Here is a 16,651-nt window from a genome sequence, read left to right on the forward strand (position 1 = left end):
GGGTGGATCATCACGATCCACCCGGCGTTCGCTGTTCATCGGCAAAGCACCGTGCCAGGCGTACACATATCGGTGTACACTGGAATGATGGATGATCAGCTCAGCATTCGGGACGCTCGCGCCCAATTGCCTGCGGTCGTGAGCGCTGCGGCCCAGGACGGCCACGTCACTGTGATCACTCGCGCCGGCGAGCCCGCCGCCGCAGTGATTCCCCTGTTCATGCTCGCGAAGCTCGAGGAATGGGAAGACGAGCAACTGGGCCGAATGGCCGATGCCGCACTCGCGGAGGGCGGCGAGCCTGCCAACATCACGCTCGGCCAGATGATGGACGACATTCTCGCCAACGGCCACGAAGGCGCGGCGTGAAATACGAGTTCTGCTGGACTCCTGCCGCCCGCCGGGCCCTACGCTCCATCCCGCAATACGACGCCATTCGACTGCTGACCGCATTGACGCTACTGGGAGACGACCCCTACCGGCGCGAAGGCGTGGACGTCAAGGCACTGACCGGACGCCCAGGGTTCCGCCTTCGAGTCGGCAACTACCGACTCGTCTACGAAGTGGACGACGGCAAGCTTGTCATCCTCGTAGTCACCGCAGGGCACCGTCGCGACATCTACGAGTAGCGCGAGATGTGGGTCACAGAGTTCTCTTATCCAGGCGGCAACGGTGCCTCAGCGAATCCAAGTACTGTCCGGGCATGACGAACGGGCGTAACGGATTCCTGCTGCTGGGCGGGATCTCGTCGGTAGGGGCGGGCGCTGTGCACTTCATGGCGGCGGGAATGCACACCGAACATGCGACATTGGCGCGGTTGATGGTGGTGCTCGCGGCGATCCAGTGCGCGACGGGGCTGGCGGTGTTGCTCAGCGAACGCAAGATCGTGGTGACCTCGATGCTGGCGGCGAATGCGTTCGCGGCCGGGATGTGGGCGTTCACGCGGTTCGCCGACGTGCCGTGGATCGCCGGGTTGACCGCCGAGGCACCGCAAGTGGCTGACACCGTCTGTGCAGGGTTGGGCGCGCTGGCCGCTGTTGCCGCGGTGATCGGCCTCGTTCGGCCGACCGCGACCCTGCCGCCGATGCGGTCGGGGATCGCGGCGGCCGCCGTTGGCGTGCTCGCGTTGGCGGCGATGCTCAACGGCGTCGGCCATGTTCACAGTCATGGCGACACCGACGATCACGCACATGCCGCAGGCGACGATCACGCGCACGCCGACGCTGCCAACTGGCCCCGCCCCTGGGATCCCACCAAACCGATCGATCTCTCCGGCGTCTCCGGCGTCACCGCCGAACAACAGGCCCGCGCCACCAACCTGGTACGCAGCACCCTCGACGGCCTACCCGCCTTCGCCGACGTGAATTCCGTTGCCGCACTGGGCTTCCGCTCGATCGGCGACTCCGCCACCGGCTACGAGCACTACATCAACATGAGCTACATCCGCGACAACAACTTCCTCGACCCCGCCCACCCCGAATCACTCGTCTACCGGGTAGACGGCCCCAACCGCACCCTGGTCTCCGCCATGTACATCGCCAACGGCAAGAAGATCGACGACCCCACCCTCGTCGATTTCGGCGGCTCGCTGATGCAATGGCACGTCCACGAAAACCTGTGCTGGAAAATGGGCGACAACGGCCCCGTCGTCGCCGGCGTACTAGACGACCAGGGCAACTGCCCACCCAACTCCGTCAACCCCGGCTCAGGAAACCCGATGGTCCACGTCTGGATCGCCCCCCACGAATGCGGCCCCTTCGCGGCACTGGAAGGCCACGGCGCAGGCCAAGCCTCCGCCGACGGCCGCCGCACCGACACCTGCACCCACGACCACGGCAGCGGTCACAAGTAGCCGCCCGCTACACCCACCGACGCAGCGCGTCGATCGTGGTCTCCGGAGAAGTGTTGAAGCAGAACCGAATTCCAGGCGCGATATCGGCGGCAACATTGATCAACCGCTCGAACAGCAACGTGTGTTCGGCCGCCATCCGCACCCCCGCCCCGATCATCGCAACCCGGAACACACCACCCGCCGCACACTCACGAAGCTTCGCCTCAGCCGCGTCGGGGTCGGTGGGAACCAAGCAGGACACGAAGTCGAATCCCGCTGCCCGCAAGGCAGATTCGCCCGCCTCGATACGTGCGGTCAGCGTGACTTCATCGAGGTTGGGATAGTTGGTGTAGTCCACAGCACCGGGGTGCAGGCCGATCGACAACACCGAACTCTGTTCTGACACTGGATTCTCCGATTCGATCACCACACAGCTAGCCAGCCCGCCCACGAACAGCACGCCCCGACTTCCACCACGAACAGCGCCCATCTTGCCGAAAAATCCACCGACCCGCCCCTCGAGCTCGATCGCCACCCCTCCGCCCCACATCGGCCACCCGTGAAATCCGCTGGCCCCCGACTACGGAATCCGACTACGGTGCCCGCATGCAATCAACCACCCTGTGGCGCCCCACCGGCCCCGCCGAGCTAGCACTGGTGGCCGAGTCCGGGTGGCGAGCGTGGCCGCCGCGGCTGCCCGACCAGCCGATCTTCTACCCGGTTCTCAACGAGGCCTACGCGGTCCTGATAGCTCGCGATTGGAATGTGCCCGCGTCCGGCGCCGGCTACGTCACCCGCTTCGAAGTCCGAACCGACTACCTCGACAACTACGACGTGCAACAAGCCGGGGGCCGCGACATCCTCGAATACTGGATCCCCGCAGAAGATCTCGACGAGTTCAACCGCAACATAGTCGGCGAGATCGAGGTCGTCCGCAGGTTCCCGGCGGACGCACCCTTGCCCGATCAGCCCTGAACCACCGGCATTTTCACGCAATACGCCTTCGTGCAGTCAGTTTTCTGACTGGATCGGCGCGAAGTGCGTGAAAATGCCGGCCCGGATCAGACCCGTGTTCCGGCCGCGCGTTCGGCGACTGCGGTGGCGGTGTCGACCATGACCAACTCCGCGTTGATTTGCGCACCGGCCATCGCTCCGGCCGCTGCGGCGGCGCCGACTTGGGCGGTGGGGTCGGTGGCGTTGCCTGCGATCCAGACGCCGGGGGTCGTGGTGCGGCCGACGGGGTCGGCGGGGATGTGGTCGCCGATGCCTGCGGGGTGGGGTTCGGGGGTGAGGCCGAGGTCTGTCAGGAAGGTGGCGCGGGTGTTCATACGGGGGGCCACCACCAGGGCGTCTCGGGCGATGATTGTGCCGTCGGATAGTCGGATTCCGGTCAGGTGGTCGTCGGCTAGGACTTCGACGACTTCACCGTCGACGATCTGAATACCGTGGGCCGCAAGCTTTTCCGTGTCTTCGAGGGTCAACGACGTCGTGTGGGCCAGGAAGACGATGTCGTCGCTGAGTTGGGTGAACAGCAGTGCTTGGTGCACTGACATCGGCCCGCTCGACAGCACCGCGATGCGCTGACCGCGGACCTCCCAGCCGTGGCAGTACGGGCAGTGCAGCACCTCGTTGCCCCAGCGTTCCCGCAGTCCGGGGATCTCGGGGAGCACGTCGGCGAGGCCGGTGGCGATCAGGATGCGTCGGGCGCGCACGGTTCGCCCGTCAGCCAGCGTCACCCGGAAGTCCGCCGAGTTCGCCGCCCCACTGACATCGAGTGAACCGCCCCCGCCGTCGACCCGGAGGCCATTCGGCGTCACCTCGACATCCGCACCGTTGACGCGCGCTCCCGCCGCAACCCTGGAATTGCCATCGAATCCCCTTGCCCGCGAAGTGGATTCAGTGACCCGATCGACCGCGACCACCTCGCCCGACACCACGTGCCCGCCATACCCCCGCACCTCAGCCCGCCCCACTTCGAGCAGTTCCAACGGCGACATCCCCTCCCTGCCGAGCAACCCGTGCACCCCCTGAGCAGGCGCATTACGCGGCGACCCGGCGTCGATCACCAGCACCGACCGCCGCGACCGCGCCAACATCAGCGCCGCGTTCAACCCGGCGGCTCCCCCGCCGAGCACCACCACTTCGTAAGAATCATTCATGTCGACCTCCTTCTGAAATCGACCATGCCCCCGAGCATCCAATACTGGCAAACTTCTTTGCCGACATGGCAAACTGAAGACCATGGACGACCTGGACCAAACCCTCGACTCGGTCGGCCCCCGCCTGCGCACCCTGCGCAAACAGCGCCGAACCACTCTCGCCGACCTCTCACAAGAAACCGGCATCTCGGTGAGCACCCTGTCGCGCCTGGAATCGGGCGACCGCAAACCCACCCTCGAACTGCTTCTCCCCCTCGCCAAGGCACACGGCGTCACCCTCGACGAGCTCGTCGACGCCCCACCCACCGGCGACCCGCGCATCCACCTGCGCCCGATCACCCGCCACGGCATGACCATGCTCCCGCTGACCAAGCGCGCGGGCGGCATCCAGGCGTTCAAGATGATCATCGCCCCGGGCGCGCGCAACCGACCCGAAACCCCGCAGGTCCACGAGGGTTACGAGTGGTTGTACGTCCTCAACGGCCGCCTGCGCCTGATCCTGGGCGACAACGACTTCATCATGAACCCCGGCGAGGCCGCCGAATTCGGCACCCATGTCCCGCACTGGTTCGGCGCCGCCGACGAGCAATCCGTGGAGTTCATCAGCCTTTTCGGCAAACAGGGCGAACGCGCCCACCTGCGCGCCCGACCGAAGTCCAGCTGAGAATCAGTCCTGCAAGGCAGCGATCAACGCCGGACTCAACGCCAACGCGGGCAACGACTCGACCAGCAGATCCACCAATTGCTCACGGCTGATCGGCTTTTCGACCATCCAGGTGAGAATCGTTTCCTCGACGAAGGCGATCCACCCGCGCACGGCCAGGGTCAGCCGGGCCAGTTCCGTGCCCACCGGCGGCAGCGGCAGTTCGCTGATGATGAGATCGGCGATGGCGGCGCGCGTCTGGTTCACATATTCCGACAGCCCGGCGGTGGCGGCGGCGGGTCCGCGCAGCGCCGAACGGTAGGAGGCGGAATTCTCGCACGCGTAGTCGACGAACCGTTCGATCGAGTCGCGCAGCATGTCGAACAGCGACAGTTCCCGGTTGGGCATGATCGCGACGTAGAACTCGGTGCTCACGTGCCGGGCGATCGCCTCGTGGAACTCCTGCTTGGACGCGAAGTAGTGGAACAGCAGCCCGCGCGAGATGCCGGCCAGCTTGGCGATGTCGTCCACCGAGATGTCCTCGAGCGGCCGGTCGGCCAGCATTTCGGCGCCGAGAGTGATCAGCTGCAGCCGACGATCCTCCGGGCTGAGCCGCACACGCTTGGTCTCCCTGGTAGTCACACAGGCCATCCTAGCCGCTACTGAATACAGTTCAATAGCTGTTGACTCCGCCTCAATAAGACCGTATTCTGCATTACATGAGTCGTAAGGTTACAGACAACGTCGTCGAAGAACCCCGCGCCGTCCGCCACGCCAAGACGATCATCGTCGGCAGCGGGTTCGCGGGCCTTGGCCTGGCCATTCGCCTGAGTCAGCAGGGTCGCGACGACTTCCTCGTGCTCGAGCGCGGCAGCGATGTCGGCGGCACCTGGCGCGACAACACCTACCCCGGTGCTGCCTGCGACGTGCCCTCGCACCTGTACTCGTACTCGTTCGCGCCGAACCCGGACTGGACCCGCTCGTTCTCCAAGCAGGGCGAGATCCAGGCCTACATCAAGAGCGTCGCGCAGCGTTTCGACGTGCTCGACCACCACATCTTCGACTGCGACGTGCAGTCCATCCGCTGGAACAACGACACCGCCCAGTGGGATATCAGCACCTCGCAGGGCGAGTTCACCGCCGACACCGTGGTCTCCGCGGTCGGTGCGCTGTGTGAGCCGTCGCTGCCGGACATCAAGGGCATCAACGACTTCGAGGGCGAGATCTTCCACTCCGCCCGCTGGAACCACGACGCCGACCTGACCGACAAGCGCGTCGCGGTGATCGGCACCGGCGCCTCGTCGATCCAGATCGTGCCCGCCATCGCGAGCAAAGTCGCCAGCCTGGACGTCTACCAGCGCACCGCGCCGTGGCTGCTGCCCCGCATGGACCGCCCGTACCTGCTGCCGGAACGGTTGGCGTTCAAGCACATTCCGGCTGTGCAGCGTCTGTCGCGCGCCGCCATCTACGCCGCGCGGGAGACCCAGGTCGTTGGCCTGACCCGCTTCCCGATCCTGATGAAGGCCTTCGAGGGACTGTCGCGCGCCAAGCTGCAGTTCGAGATCCGCGATCCCGAACTGCGCAAGAAGGTCACCCCGAACTACCGGATCGGCTGCAAGCGCATGCTGATCTCCAACGAGTACTACCCGGCGCTGGACCGCGACAATGTCGACGTGATCACCGACGGCATCGCCGAGGTGAAGGCCGGGTCCATCGTGACCAAGGACGGCACCGAGCGCGAGATCGACGCGCTGATCGTGGCCACCGGCTTCCACGTGACCGATTCCCCGACCTACAACGCCATGGTCGGGCGCGACGGGCGCACGCTGGCCGAGGTGTTCGACCAGATCGGCCAGCAGGCCTACAAGGGCGCGGCGATCGCGAACTTCCCCAATATGTTCTTCCTGGTCGGCCCGAACGTCGGTTTGGGCCACACCTCGATGGTGTACATGATCGAATCGCAGATCAACTACGTCAGCGATGCGTTGGCCACCATCGACGCCAAGGGTTTGCGCACCGTCGAGGTGCGTGAAGACGTGCAGCAGGCCTACAACGCCGACCTGCAGGAAAAGCTGGGCAAGACAGTCTGGAACACCGGCGGCTGCGCTAGCTGGTACCTGGACAAGCACGGCAACAACACCACGTTGTGGCCGGACTTCACCTTCGAATTCCGTAGGCTCACACGGCATTTCGATGCCGCGGCCTACACTACGACAACCGTGGACGCCGCAGGCGCCGATCTGAAAGTGGTGGCAGCACAGTGAGCAAAGATGCTTACTTCACGAACAAAGTTTGCGTGATCACCGGAGCCGGTTCCGGCATCGGTCGGGCACTGGCGGAGAACCTGGCCGCCCGTGGCGCCAAGCTCGCGCTGTCCGATATCGACGCCGAGGGCCTGGCCCAGACCGTGGCCTCGTGCGAGAAGCTGGGCGCGCAGGTCAAGTCCGATCGGCTCAATGTCGCTGAGCGCGAAGCGTTTCTGCTGTACGCGGATCAGGTGAAGGCGCACTTCGGTGTCGTGCACCAGATCTACAACAACGCGGGCATCGCCTACCACGGCGACGTGATCAAGACCGAGTTCAAAGACATCGAACGCATCATGGATGTGGACTTCTGGGGTGTCGTCAACGGCACCAAGGCGTTCCTGCCGATGCTGATCGAGTCCGGCGACGGTCACGTGGTCAACGTGTCCAGCCTGTTCGGCCTGGTCACCGTGCCCGGCCAGGCGGCCTACAACTCGGCCAAGTTCGCCGTGCGCGGCTTCACCGAGGCGCTGTTCCAGGAGATGAAGGTCGCCAAGGCGCCGGTCAAGGTCACCTGCGTGCACCCCGGCGGCATCAAGACCGCCGTCGCCCGCAACGCCACCTACGCCGAGGGCATGGACGGCGCCAACGCCGCCACCCTGTTCGACAAGTACCTGGCCATTCACTCCCCCGAGATGGCTGCGCAGACCATCACCGAGGGTGTGCGCAAGGGCCACGCCCGCGTGCTGATCGGCTGGGAGGCCAAGGTACTCGACGTGAGCGTGCGTTTCCTGGCCTCGGGCTACAACCGCATCTCGGCCGTGATCAACGGCCGCTTCATGCCCCACTGACACACCAGGAAAAACCATGCGCGAGTTCAAGATTCCGCTGCCGATCGTCCGTGCCGTGCTCGACCCGCTGTATCGGGTGACGCTGAACGTGCGCGTGCCGATCGTGGTGCAGCGTGCGCTGCTCGATGCGTTCTCCCGGCTGCAGCTGCTGCCCGACGGCACCGTCGTGCAGCACCTGCAGCTGGGCGGTCGCCCCGCTGAACGCGTCATTGCCGACACCGCTATTCCGGGTTCGCGTACCCGCGCGGTGCCGCCGGAGCGGGCAGCGGGCGCGATCTTGTACCTGCACGGCGGTGGTTACGTGGTCTGTTCGATCGCCACGCACCGTTCGATGGTGGCTCGACTCGCGCAGGAGACCTCGTGCGCGGTGTACTCGCTGGACTACCGGCTGGCACCGGAACATCCGTTCCCGGCCGGTCTCGACGACGCCGAGGCCGCGTTCTTGGACCTGGTCGGCAATGTCGGCTACCGGCCCGAGCAGATCTGCATCGCGGGCGACTCCGCGGGCGGCGGTCTGGCCCTGGCGTTGGCGCAGCGACTGATCGAACGGCACCAGCTCACCCCCGCCGCTCTGGGCCTGATCGCACCCTGGTCCGACCCCACCGAAATACCCAGTAGGGACCGCGATCTGGTGATCAACCGGACGTGGTCGCAGGCGTGCGCCGCTCACTACCTCGGCGACGCCGCCACCACCGAAGCGGGCTATGCCCCGCTGCGGGGAAACCTCATCGGCCTGCCGCCCACCTATGTGCAAGTCGATGTCAGCGAACTGCTGCACAACCAGTGTTCGACCTTGGTCTCCAGCCTGCGTGGCGCGGGCGTGCACGTCCGTTTCACCGAAACCCGCGGCCTCTGGCACGTCGCGCAACTACAGGCCGCGCTGGTCACCGAGGCTGCGACGGCTCTGAGCGAACTCGCAGAATTCCTGCGAGAAGCAATTCAGCCAGTATCGATCGACGATTTACGATAAAGCCTGGTGACGGGCATTTTGGACGGCGATATCGCGACCCGGCCAAACGTGTCGTAGATTACTGGCGAGTAGAACCCACTGGAAGGGCACAGATGCGAGAGTTCGAAGTTCCGGCTTCCTACACCATCCCGGAGGACGCGAACAATTCCGACAACGTCTTCCGCTTCGGGCAGGAGACGCCGAACACGGTGTTGTTCAACGTCCCGAACGGCAGCGGCGGCTGGAACGACGTCACGGCGAAGCAGTTCGAGACCGCGGTGACCGGCGTCGCCAAGGGCCTGATCGCCTCGGGCGTCGAGCTGGGCGACCGGGTCGCGATCATGGCGGCCACTCGCTACGAGTGGACGCTGCTGGACTTCGCGATCTGGGCCGCCGGTGGCGTCACTGTCGCGATCTACGATTCCTCGGCCGCCGAGCAGGCCAAGTGGATCCTGCAGGATTCCGAGACCAAGATCCTGGTCGTCGAGAACGACAAGCACCGCGCCACGATCGACGAGATCGACGCGGGCTCGCTGCCCAAGCTGGGCGAGACCCTGCAGATCGACAAGGGTGCGATCGACACCCTGACCGAGCGTGGCGCGGACCTCGACGATTCCGTCGTGCACGAGCGTCGCAAGCAGGTCGGCGCGAACTCCCCCGCCACCCTGATCTACACCTCGGGCACCACCGGCAAGCCCAAGGGCGTGCAGCTGACCCACGCCAACCTGTACGCCGAATCGCGTTCGGGTGGCATCGAACTCAGCTCGTTCGTGTCCGAGGGTCAGAAGACCCTGCTGTTCCTGCCGCTGGCGCACGTGTTCGCCCGCGCGGTCGCGCTGATCGCCTTCGATTCCAAGGTGACCATCCGCCACAGCTCGGACTGGACCACCCTGGTGGAGCAGTTCGGCGACTTCAAGCCCGACTTCATCCTGTCGGTGCCGCGCGTGTTCGAGAAGGTGTTCAACTCCGCCAAGCAGAAGGCGCACGACGCGGGCAAGGGCAAGATCTTCGACGCCGCCGCCGACGTGTCGATCGCCTACAGCACCGCGCTCGAGACCCCGGGCGGCCCGAGCCTGGCGCTGAAGGTCAAGCACTTCGTGTTCGACAAGCTGGTCTACAGCAAGCTGCGCGCGGCGCTTGGTGGTCAGTGCCTGGCCGCTGTCTCCGGTGGCGGCCCGCTGGGCGCGCGTCTGGGCCACTTCTTCCGTGGTGCGGGCGTCACGATCTACGAAGGCTACGGTCTGACCGAGACCACCGCCGCGTTCACCGTGAACACCCCGCAGTTCATCCGCGTCGGCTCGGTCGGTCGCCCGATCCAGGGCCACGCGGCCAAGATCGCCGAAGACGGCGAGCTGCTGCTCAAGGGCTCGGTCGTGTTCGACGGCTACTGGGGCAACGCCGAGGCCACCGAGGAATCCTTCGTCGACGGGTGGTTCAAGACCGGCGACCTGGGTGCCATCGACGCCGACGGCTTCGTCACCATCACCGGTCGCAAGAAGGAAATCCTGGTCACCGCGGGCGGCAAGAACGTCTCCCCCGCGATCCTCGAGGATTCCCTGCGCGCGCACCCGCTGATCAGCCAGGTCATGGTCGTGGGTGACGGTCAGCCGTTCATCGGCGCCCTGATCACGCTGGATCCCGAAGCCCTGCCGGGCTGGAAGGACCGCAACGGCGTGGCCGCGGACACCGCGATCGAGACCCTGATCGAGAACGAGGCCCTGGTGGCCGAGGTGCAGGCCGCGATCGACGAGACCAACAGCAAGGTCTCCAAGGCCGAGGCGATCAAGAAGATCCGCATCCTGCCGGTCGACTGGACCCAGGAAACGGGTGAGCTCACCCCGAAGATGTCGCTCAAGCGCGCCGTGGTGATGAAGCAGTACGCGGGCGAAGTAGACAAGATCTACTCCTAGTCCGTTCAGTTCGAAGGGCCGGTTGCTTTGTCGCAACCGGCCTTTCGGCTTTCTACACTCGTTGCAGTGCGAATTGTGCTGCGGTCAGGGTCATTCCGTTGATGCCGTAGAGGGTGTGCAGCGCATTGGGTTGGGCCAGAGGGGAACCGTCGCAGATGTTGTCGGACGGGATGCACAGGTCGATGGTCTTGGCCGTGTAGTCCGCGCCCAGCGTCACCGGGGGCGCCTCCGCGTCGCGCATGAACCGATCCGACGGCTTCCCGAACAGCGCGACCGCCGCGACATGCTCGGCCACCTCCGGCGCCATCGGCTCGGGCAGATACGACCGGTACTCCGCCGGAACCCCTTCCGGCACATCACCATCGGTGGCGAACCCCGCCACCGCCGCACCCTGCGAATACCCACCGAGAATGATCCGGGTGCCAGGGCAGGTGGTCGCGATGTACTCGACCCTGCGCTGCGCGTCGTTGATCCCCTGCAACACGGTGTGCGCGAAGGCAAGTCGGTCCGCGAAGTCACCGCTGGCCGGGTAGTCGACCCCGTACGAGGACACCGACCGCCCGCCGGCGTTCAACCGCACCGCCTCGACAAACGACGTACCGGTAAGCCCGAGCCCCCCACCCGGTTCAGCGGTGCCACGAGCGAACACCACCTCGATATCCGAACAGGGCGCGGCCAGAGAGGAAGTGGGCGATACCAGAGGAATCGCGGCTGCCAAGAACACTGCAGACACGAATCGGCTGAGAGAACGTGCTGTCATGCCGCGCAGAATACCGACCGATCCCTCCCACCAGCGTCTTCGCCACCGGCGCGCCGAAAGCCCGGCCGTTCTACTGGACCGAAAGGCATCCTGATCGCGACGTAGGCTCGGTTCATGGTGGTTTTGCGGGCGGTGGCCGGGATTGTGGCTGCCGCGGTGGTGCTCGGGGTGGCGGAATTGGTCGCGGCGTTCGCCGGGGCCGGTAGTGCGCCCGCGTACGCGATCGGGGCCACGGTGGTCGACCACACGCCCGACGGTGTTCGGGAGTGGGCCATTTCGACCTTCGGGACCAGCGACAAGGCCGTGTTGTTCGCGTGCATGGGCGTTGTCGCGGTTGTCGTCGCGGGCATCTCCGGAGTGTTCGAGCGGACAGCCCGGCCGGTCGGATCTGTCGCGTTCGCGATTTTCGGGGTGGCCGCGGCAGTCATCGGTGCCGGGCGAATCGGCGGATTCTCCGGTGCGCTGCCCGCACTGATCGGTACCGCTGCCGGCATTCTCGCGTTGCGTGGGCTGACCCGTCGGATCGACGCGGCATCCGCACCGTCGGAATCGGCTGCCGACGTCACGGACAGGCCCGGCGAGGCACTCGTCGCGAAGGCCGGTCGACGGCGAGTGCTCGGTGGGATCGCGGCGGCCGGGGTGTTGGCCATCGGGGCCGGGCTCGCGGGGCGCTTACTCGGTGGGGCCCGACGTGACGTGACAGCCGAGCGCGAAACCGTCGAATTGCCAAGGGCCGCAACACCGTTACCCGCCCTTCCGGCCGACGCCGATCTGCGAGTCCCCGGGCTCACCTCCTACATCACCCCCAACAGCGACTTCTACCGCATCGACACCGCGCTGATCGTTCCCCAGGTCTCCACAGACTCCTGGACGCTGCGCATCCACGGCATGGTCGAACAGGAAATCACTCTCACCTGGGACGACCTGCTGCGTCGCACCCCGGTCGAGCGCCTGGTCACCCTCGCCTGCGTCTCCAATCCGATCAACGGCGACCTCATCGGCAACGCCCGCTGGCTCGGCTATCGCCTCGACGAACTCCTCGCCGAAGCGCGCCCGCTCCCCGACGCCGACATGGTCCTGTCCCACAGCAAGGACGGCTGGACGGCGGGCAGTCCGCTGTCTGTTCTCACCGATGGGCGCGACGCCCTGCTCGCCATCGGCATGAACGGCGAACCCCTCCCGATCCAGCACGGTTATCCGGCACGGTTGGTCGTGCCCGGTCTGTTCGGCTACGTGTCCGCCACCAAGTGGGTCACCGAACTCGAGGTCACCCGTTTCGACAAGGCCACCGCCTACTGGACCCGCCGCGGGTGGTCGGCGCACGGCCCCATCAAAACCGGCACCCGCATCGATACGCCGCGCAGCCGAATTCCCCAGGGCCGCACCGTGATCGCCGGTGTCGCCTGGGCGCAGCATCGCGGCGTCACCGGCGTCGAAGTGCAGATCGACAACGGCGACTGGCGGCCTGCCCGCCTGTCCACCGAGGTCACCATCGACACCTGGCGCCAATGGACCTACGACTGGGACGCCACCCCCGGCCAACACACCGTGCGCGCCCGCACCTTCGACCCCGCCGGCCCCCAAACCGCCGTCTCCCAGGACGTCGTCCCCGACGGTGCGACGGGCTACCCCACCCTCACCATCCAGGTGAGTTGAAACCGGCGTAATCGCCCACTTCGTGCCCGTTCAGTCAGAAAACTGATCGAAATCGTGCGAAGTGGGCGATTACGCCGGTCTACCGCCCACATACGCACCGGCCGGATCGGCGTCCTGCGTCTCGGGCTTGCGCGCACCGGACTTCCCGTGGCCGACGAACAACGCCGACGCGACGATGCCGATCACCAGGATCGCGGCGGGCAGGATCATCGACTGGGCCAGCGAGGTGCTGAATTCGTCGAGGACGTGCGGTGGCAGCGGGCCGGTGGCGGTGCCTTCGCCGACGGGGCCGCCTTCGCTCAGGCCGTTGGCGGTGAGGCGGGCGGCGATCAGCGCGCTGATCGCGGCGCTGCCCAGGACCGCGCCGACCTGGCGGGTGGTGTTGTAGATGCCCGCGCCCGCACCGGCCTGGGCGACCGGCAGGTTGTGGGTGGCGGTGGAGGCCAGCGGGGCCCAGATGCAGGAGCTGGCCAGGCCACCGACGCCGGCCGCGATCAGGAACCACACGACCGACGAATCGGGGCTCATGAGCAGGCCGAACGAGGCCACGGAACCGGCGAACAGCACGAAACCGACGGTCGGCAGCAGACGTGGGGGCAGGCGGTCGGAGACCTTGCCGATGAACGGCGCGGTGATCCCGGTGATGATCGCCATCGGCGCGAAGATCAGCGCGGACATGGTCGGTGACATCTCCCGTACGGCCTGCAGGTAGAAGTACGACGGCACCATCATCGAGGTGACCGCGGCGCCCATCGCGGCGATCGCCAGGTTCGACAGCGCGAAATTGCGGTCGCGGAACAGACTCAGCGGCACCAGCGGCTCACCCTTGTTGCGCGACTGGTTGATCACGAACACGATCAGCATCACCACACCGAACCCGATCAGCAGCCAGATCCGCAGCGACCAATCCTGCGAATTGCCTTCCTGGATACCGAAAACCAACGCGAGCATGCCGATGCCGCTCAGGACCACGCCGACGATGTCGAACTTGTGGTCGCTGGTCGGCAGCGACGGCACCAACCACACGGCCAGCCCGAACGCGATGATGCCGACCGGCACGTTGACGATGAAGATCCATTCCCAGCCGAGGTTGTCCACCAGCACGCCGCCCATGATCGGGCCGATCAGCGTCGCCAGCCCGGCCACCCCACCCCACAGGCCCATCGCGGCGCCGCGCTTGTCCGGCGCGAAGGTGCGGGTGATCACGGCCATGGTCTGCGGTGTCATCAGCGCGGCGCCGATGCCCTGGGCGGCGCGCGCGGCGATCAACATGCCGATGCTGCCCGACAGTCCGCACCACAGCGAGGCGGCGGTGAACACCGCGAGGCCGATCAGATAGATGTTCTTCGGCCCGAATTTGTCGCCGAGGCGGCCGGTGACCAGCAGCGGCACCGCGTAGGTGAGCAGGTAGGCGCTGGTGACCCAGATGACGCTGGAGATGTCGGTGTGCAGCTCGGTCATGATCGCCGGGTTGGCGACCGCCACGATCGTCATGTCCAGCAGGATCATGAAGAACCCGACCACCAGCGCGAACAGCGCCAGCCACGGATTACGTTGGGTGGTCATCGAATTCGTTCCCATCTGCGGAGGGGTCACTTGCGGGCAGCCCGGCGGGGCTCGGTCGCGGCACCGGGGTGATCCCCGGCCGGCCAGTGATGCTTGTGCTCGTCGTGGACGCGTTCGCCGGTCTCGGGGTCGAACTGTTCCCACGGCACCGCGCCGCTGCCCAACTCGGCGGCGAAGGCCGCGATCCAGGTCAGTTCGGCGTGGAGGGTGGCGCGAATGTATTCCAGGACAACGAAATAGCGGCGCGGCACGGCCCTGTTGCGGGTCCAGTCCAGCAGCGCGTCCAGGTCAGCCTGCTCGCGCGTCAGGTGCTCCACCCGCTCGTCGAGCAACGCCATCACCTGCTCCAGCGGCAGCGTGTGCGCCTCGGCCAACGCCAACCGAAAGATCGGGTACTCCTGCACAGGCGCGCGCAACAACTCGGCGATCCTGCCCCGCAACGCATTTCGCCCCGACTCGGCAATCCGATAGGTCGTGCGCTCGGGCCGATTCCCCGCCCGCCCGATCCCCTCGGCCACCACCATCTCGTCATCGGCCAACCGCGCCACCACGTGATACAGCGAACCCGGCCGCACCTTGACCAGCAGATCCTCCCGCCGAGCGATCAACAGCTGATACATCTCGTACGGATGCATAGGCCGCTCATCGAGCAACGCCAGCACAGCGATAGCCAACGGCGTCATCGCATTCCGCCCAGGCTGCGCCACCACAGAACCTCCATACTCCACGCCAAATATTCCACTAGGAATATACGGAGCGAAACCCCCCTTGGCAAGATCACCCCCACCTCGGCGCCCCAACACGCCGAGCCCCGACCTGGACAGCCGATCACCAGGCCATGGTGGATTTTTCTTCTCGGGCGATGTTTGCGTGATCGCCTGGTGATCAACCGTCCAGCTCAGGTCCGGTCAGACCAGCGACCTTTCGAACCAGTGATCCGCCAAGGGGTCGTCGCCGTAGGGCGGGATTTCGGTGTAGCCGTGCCTCGCGTACAGGGCGCGGGCCTCGAGGAGGTCTTTGCGGGTGTTGAGGCGGAGTGTGTGGGCGCCCAGGTGGTGGGCGGCGGTTTCGGCTGTGTGGAGTAGGGCGGTGGACAGGCCTGTGCCGCGGGCTCGGGGGTGGACGTACATGCGGGTCAGTTCCCAGGTGTGGGGGGTCAGGCGGCGGATGCCTGCGCAGCCGACGGGGTGTTCGTCTCGGTGGGCCAGCAGCAATAGGCCGGTGGGTGGGGTCAGGTCGTTGCTGTGGTGGCCGGTGGCGAGGTGGTGGTCGATTTCCGCGTCGTCGGTGGGGCGGGCGTAGTAGCGGGTGATCATCTCGGCCAGGTAGTGGCGGAGCAGGGCGGCGGCCGCGGGGGAATGTGGGTCGGCGGGATGGATAGCCCAGGGGGTGCGAGCGTTCATGGGATCGATGCCTCCCGCCTTTCGACGTTGTGGGTTGCCGCACAAGGTCATTCGGAATCCCCGGCTCCGCACGGGACTGTCAGAGGGCGTGGGCGTCCAGCCAGGTGCGGGCGGCGTCGGCGGGGGTGGTGCCGGTGTTGATCTGGTGGAGCGACTCGGTCAGGGCTTCGGTGGTCAGTTCGCCTGCTACGTAGTTGAGTTTTTTGAGCTGTTGGCGGTTGAAGATGCCGGAGCGGTAGACGGCGAGGATGTTTTCGGCGCGGGGGGTGTTGGTGGGGCTGGTGCCGTCTGCTGCGTCTGTTACCGAAAGGCCTTGTGGGAGGGCGGCATTGACCGCCGTGGTGACCTCGTCGGGTTTGCGGGCGGGTGAGGTGGGGTTCCAGCGGTCGAGGAGGGCGCCGTTGCGGGCGGGTAGGACCGCGATGGTGCCTGCGTCGAGATCGGCCAGCGGCGTGGGCAATCCGGTGATCACGGTCGTGGGGGTGCCGGTTCGGGCCAGGGCTTGGGAATAGATCTGCGCGAGTAGAACTGATTCCGTGGAGGAATCCGCGCCTACCGCGACCACCGGTCGTGCCTGATCGGAAGTGCAGGAAACGGTGGTGAAAACGCAGGTGGCGGCAAGGATGACGGTGGCGGTTCTGCGCGCTACGGCCGACAGCATCCGGCGACACCAACTTTCCGTA

General features: G+C 66.2%; 18 protein-coding genes. 10 read left to right on the forward strand and 8 right to left on the reverse strand.

The window, feature by feature from the left end:
- The first annotated feature begins 87 nt into the window (after positions 1-87).
- The 3 genes from ACFWU5_RS04540 to ACFWU5_RS04550 all read left to right on the forward strand — a co-directional run bounded on the left by ACFWU5_RS04540 (position 88) and on the right by ACFWU5_RS04550 (position 1,849).
- The gene (locus ACFWU5_RS04540; RefSeq protein WP_379240091.1) at positions 88-366 is read left to right on the forward strand and encodes a type II toxin-antitoxin system Phd/YefM family antitoxin; all 279 of its coding nucleotides are present in this window, start codon (positions 88-90) and stop codon (positions 364-366) included.
- Positions 363-626, forward strand: a complete 264-nt coding sequence (locus ACFWU5_RS04545) for a type II toxin-antitoxin system RelE/ParE family toxin (RefSeq protein WP_379240090.1) — start codon at positions 363-365, stop codon at positions 624-626. Before ACFWU5_RS04540 ends, ACFWU5_RS04545 begins: the two co-directional genes overlap by 4 nt.
- Before the next feature lie 74 nt (positions 627-700).
- Positions 701-1,849: a hypothetical protein gene (locus ACFWU5_RS04550; protein WP_379266143.1), complete on the forward strand. Its 1,149-nt coding sequence runs from the start codon at positions 701-703 to the stop codon at positions 1,847-1,849.
- Between the two features lie 7 nt (positions 1,850-1,856).
- Here ACFWU5_RS04550 and ACFWU5_RS04555 read toward each other — a convergent pair whose 3' ends face one another.
- Positions 1,857-2,234: a hypothetical protein gene (locus tag ACFWU5_RS04555; RefSeq protein WP_379266144.1), complete on the reverse strand. Its 378-nt coding sequence runs from the start codon at positions 2,232-2,234 to the stop codon at positions 1,857-1,859.
- Positions 2,235-2,434: 200 nt separating this feature from the next.
- On the opposite strand from ACFWU5_RS04555, the gene ACFWU5_RS04560 reads away from it, so the two are divergent.
- On the forward strand, positions 2,435-2,803 hold the full coding sequence (locus ACFWU5_RS04560; RefSeq protein WP_379240087.1) for an ADP-ribosylation/crystallin J1: 369 nt from the start codon (positions 2,435-2,437) through the stop codon (positions 2,801-2,803).
- Positions 2,804-2,889: 86 nt separating this feature from the next.
- On the opposite strand, the gene ACFWU5_RS04565 is transcribed toward ACFWU5_RS04560, so the two are convergent.
- The gene (locus ACFWU5_RS04565) at positions 2,890-3,987 is read right to left on the reverse strand and encodes an NAD(P)/FAD-dependent oxidoreductase (RefSeq protein ID WP_379266145.1); all 1,098 of its coding nucleotides are present in this window, start codon (positions 3,985-3,987) and stop codon (positions 2,890-2,892) included.
- A gap of 82 nt (positions 3,988-4,069) precedes the next feature.
- Between ACFWU5_RS04565 and ACFWU5_RS04570 the strand changes: the two genes are divergently transcribed.
- Positions 4,070-4,651, forward strand: a complete 582-nt coding sequence (locus ACFWU5_RS04570) for a helix-turn-helix domain-containing protein (RefSeq protein ID WP_379266146.1) — start codon at positions 4,070-4,072, stop codon at positions 4,649-4,651.
- A gap of 3 nt (positions 4,652-4,654) precedes the next feature.
- On the opposite strand, the gene ACFWU5_RS04575 is transcribed toward ACFWU5_RS04570, so the two are convergent.
- Positions 4,655-5,281, reverse strand: coding sequence for a TetR/AcrR family transcriptional regulator (locus ACFWU5_RS04575; protein ID WP_379266147.1), 627 nt, complete (start codon positions 5,279-5,281; stop codon positions 4,655-4,657).
- Positions 5,282-5,349: 68 nt separating this feature from the next.
- Here ACFWU5_RS04575 and ACFWU5_RS04580 point away from each other — a divergent pair, with 68 nt between their 5' ends.
- The 4 genes from ACFWU5_RS04580 to ACFWU5_RS04595 all read left to right on the forward strand — a co-directional run bounded on the left by ACFWU5_RS04580 (position 5,350) and on the right by ACFWU5_RS04595 (position 10,583).
- Positions 5,350-6,894: a flavin-containing monooxygenase gene (locus tag ACFWU5_RS04580; protein ID WP_379266148.1), complete on the forward strand. Its 1,545-nt coding sequence runs from the start codon at positions 5,350-5,352 to the stop codon at positions 6,892-6,894.
- Positions 6,891-7,724, forward strand: coding sequence for an SDR family NAD(P)-dependent oxidoreductase (locus ACFWU5_RS04585; RefSeq protein ID WP_379266149.1), 834 nt, complete (start codon positions 6,891-6,893; stop codon positions 7,722-7,724). The genes ACFWU5_RS04580 and ACFWU5_RS04585 overlap by 4 nt, the downstream gene beginning before the upstream one ends.
- 16 nt (positions 7,725-7,740) lie before the next feature.
- Positions 7,741-8,694, forward strand: coding sequence for an alpha/beta hydrolase (locus ACFWU5_RS04590; protein WP_379266150.1), 954 nt, complete (start codon positions 7,741-7,743; stop codon positions 8,692-8,694).
- Positions 8,695-8,786: 92 nt separating this feature from the next.
- Positions 8,787-10,583, forward strand: a complete 1,797-nt coding sequence (locus ACFWU5_RS04595) for an AMP-dependent synthetase/ligase (protein WP_379240079.1) — start codon at positions 8,787-8,789, stop codon at positions 10,581-10,583.
- A gap of 52 nt (positions 10,584-10,635) precedes the next feature.
- Here ACFWU5_RS04595 and ACFWU5_RS04600 read toward each other — a convergent pair whose 3' ends face one another.
- On the reverse strand, positions 10,636-11,343 hold the full coding sequence (locus ACFWU5_RS04600) for a cutinase family protein (RefSeq protein ID WP_379266151.1): 708 nt from the start codon (positions 11,341-11,343) through the stop codon (positions 10,636-10,638).
- A gap of 114 nt (positions 11,344-11,457) precedes the next feature.
- Here ACFWU5_RS04600 and ACFWU5_RS04605 point away from each other — a divergent pair, with 114 nt between their 5' ends.
- The gene (locus ACFWU5_RS04605) at positions 11,458-12,999 is read left to right on the forward strand and encodes a molybdopterin-dependent oxidoreductase (protein ID WP_379266152.1); all 1,542 of its coding nucleotides are present in this window, start codon (positions 11,458-11,460) and stop codon (positions 12,997-12,999) included.
- Between the two features lie 69 nt (positions 13,000-13,068).
- Here the strand turns inward: ACFWU5_RS04605 and ACFWU5_RS04610 are convergent, their stop codons facing one another.
- From ACFWU5_RS04610 to ACFWU5_RS04625, 4 genes are all read right to left on the reverse strand, one after another.
- Positions 13,069-14,565, reverse strand: coding sequence for a DHA2 family efflux MFS transporter permease subunit (locus tag ACFWU5_RS04610; protein ID WP_379266153.1), 1,497 nt, complete (start codon positions 14,563-14,565; stop codon positions 13,069-13,071).
- A gap of 26 nt (positions 14,566-14,591) precedes the next feature.
- The gene (locus tag ACFWU5_RS04615; RefSeq protein ID WP_379266154.1) at positions 14,592-15,275 is read right to left on the reverse strand and encodes a PadR family transcriptional regulator; all 684 of its coding nucleotides are present in this window, start codon (positions 15,273-15,275) and stop codon (positions 14,592-14,594) included.
- A gap of 198 nt (positions 15,276-15,473) precedes the next feature.
- Entirely contained in the window at positions 15,474-15,968 is a 495-nt protein-coding gene (locus tag ACFWU5_RS04620; RefSeq protein WP_379266155.1) for a GNAT family N-acetyltransferase, read from the reverse strand.
- A 79-nt stretch (positions 15,969-16,047) separates the two neighbouring features.
- A complete protein-coding gene (locus ACFWU5_RS04625; RefSeq protein WP_379266156.1) occupies positions 16,048-16,629 on the reverse strand; it encodes a hypothetical protein in 582 nt (193 codons plus the stop codon).
- Positions 16,630-16,651 lie beyond the last annotated feature (22 nt).

Origin of the sequence: Nocardia sp. NPDC058640 (genome assembly GCF_042716995.1) — a bacterium.
GTDB lineage: Bacteria > Actinomycetota > Actinomycetes > Mycobacteriales > Mycobacteriaceae > Nocardia.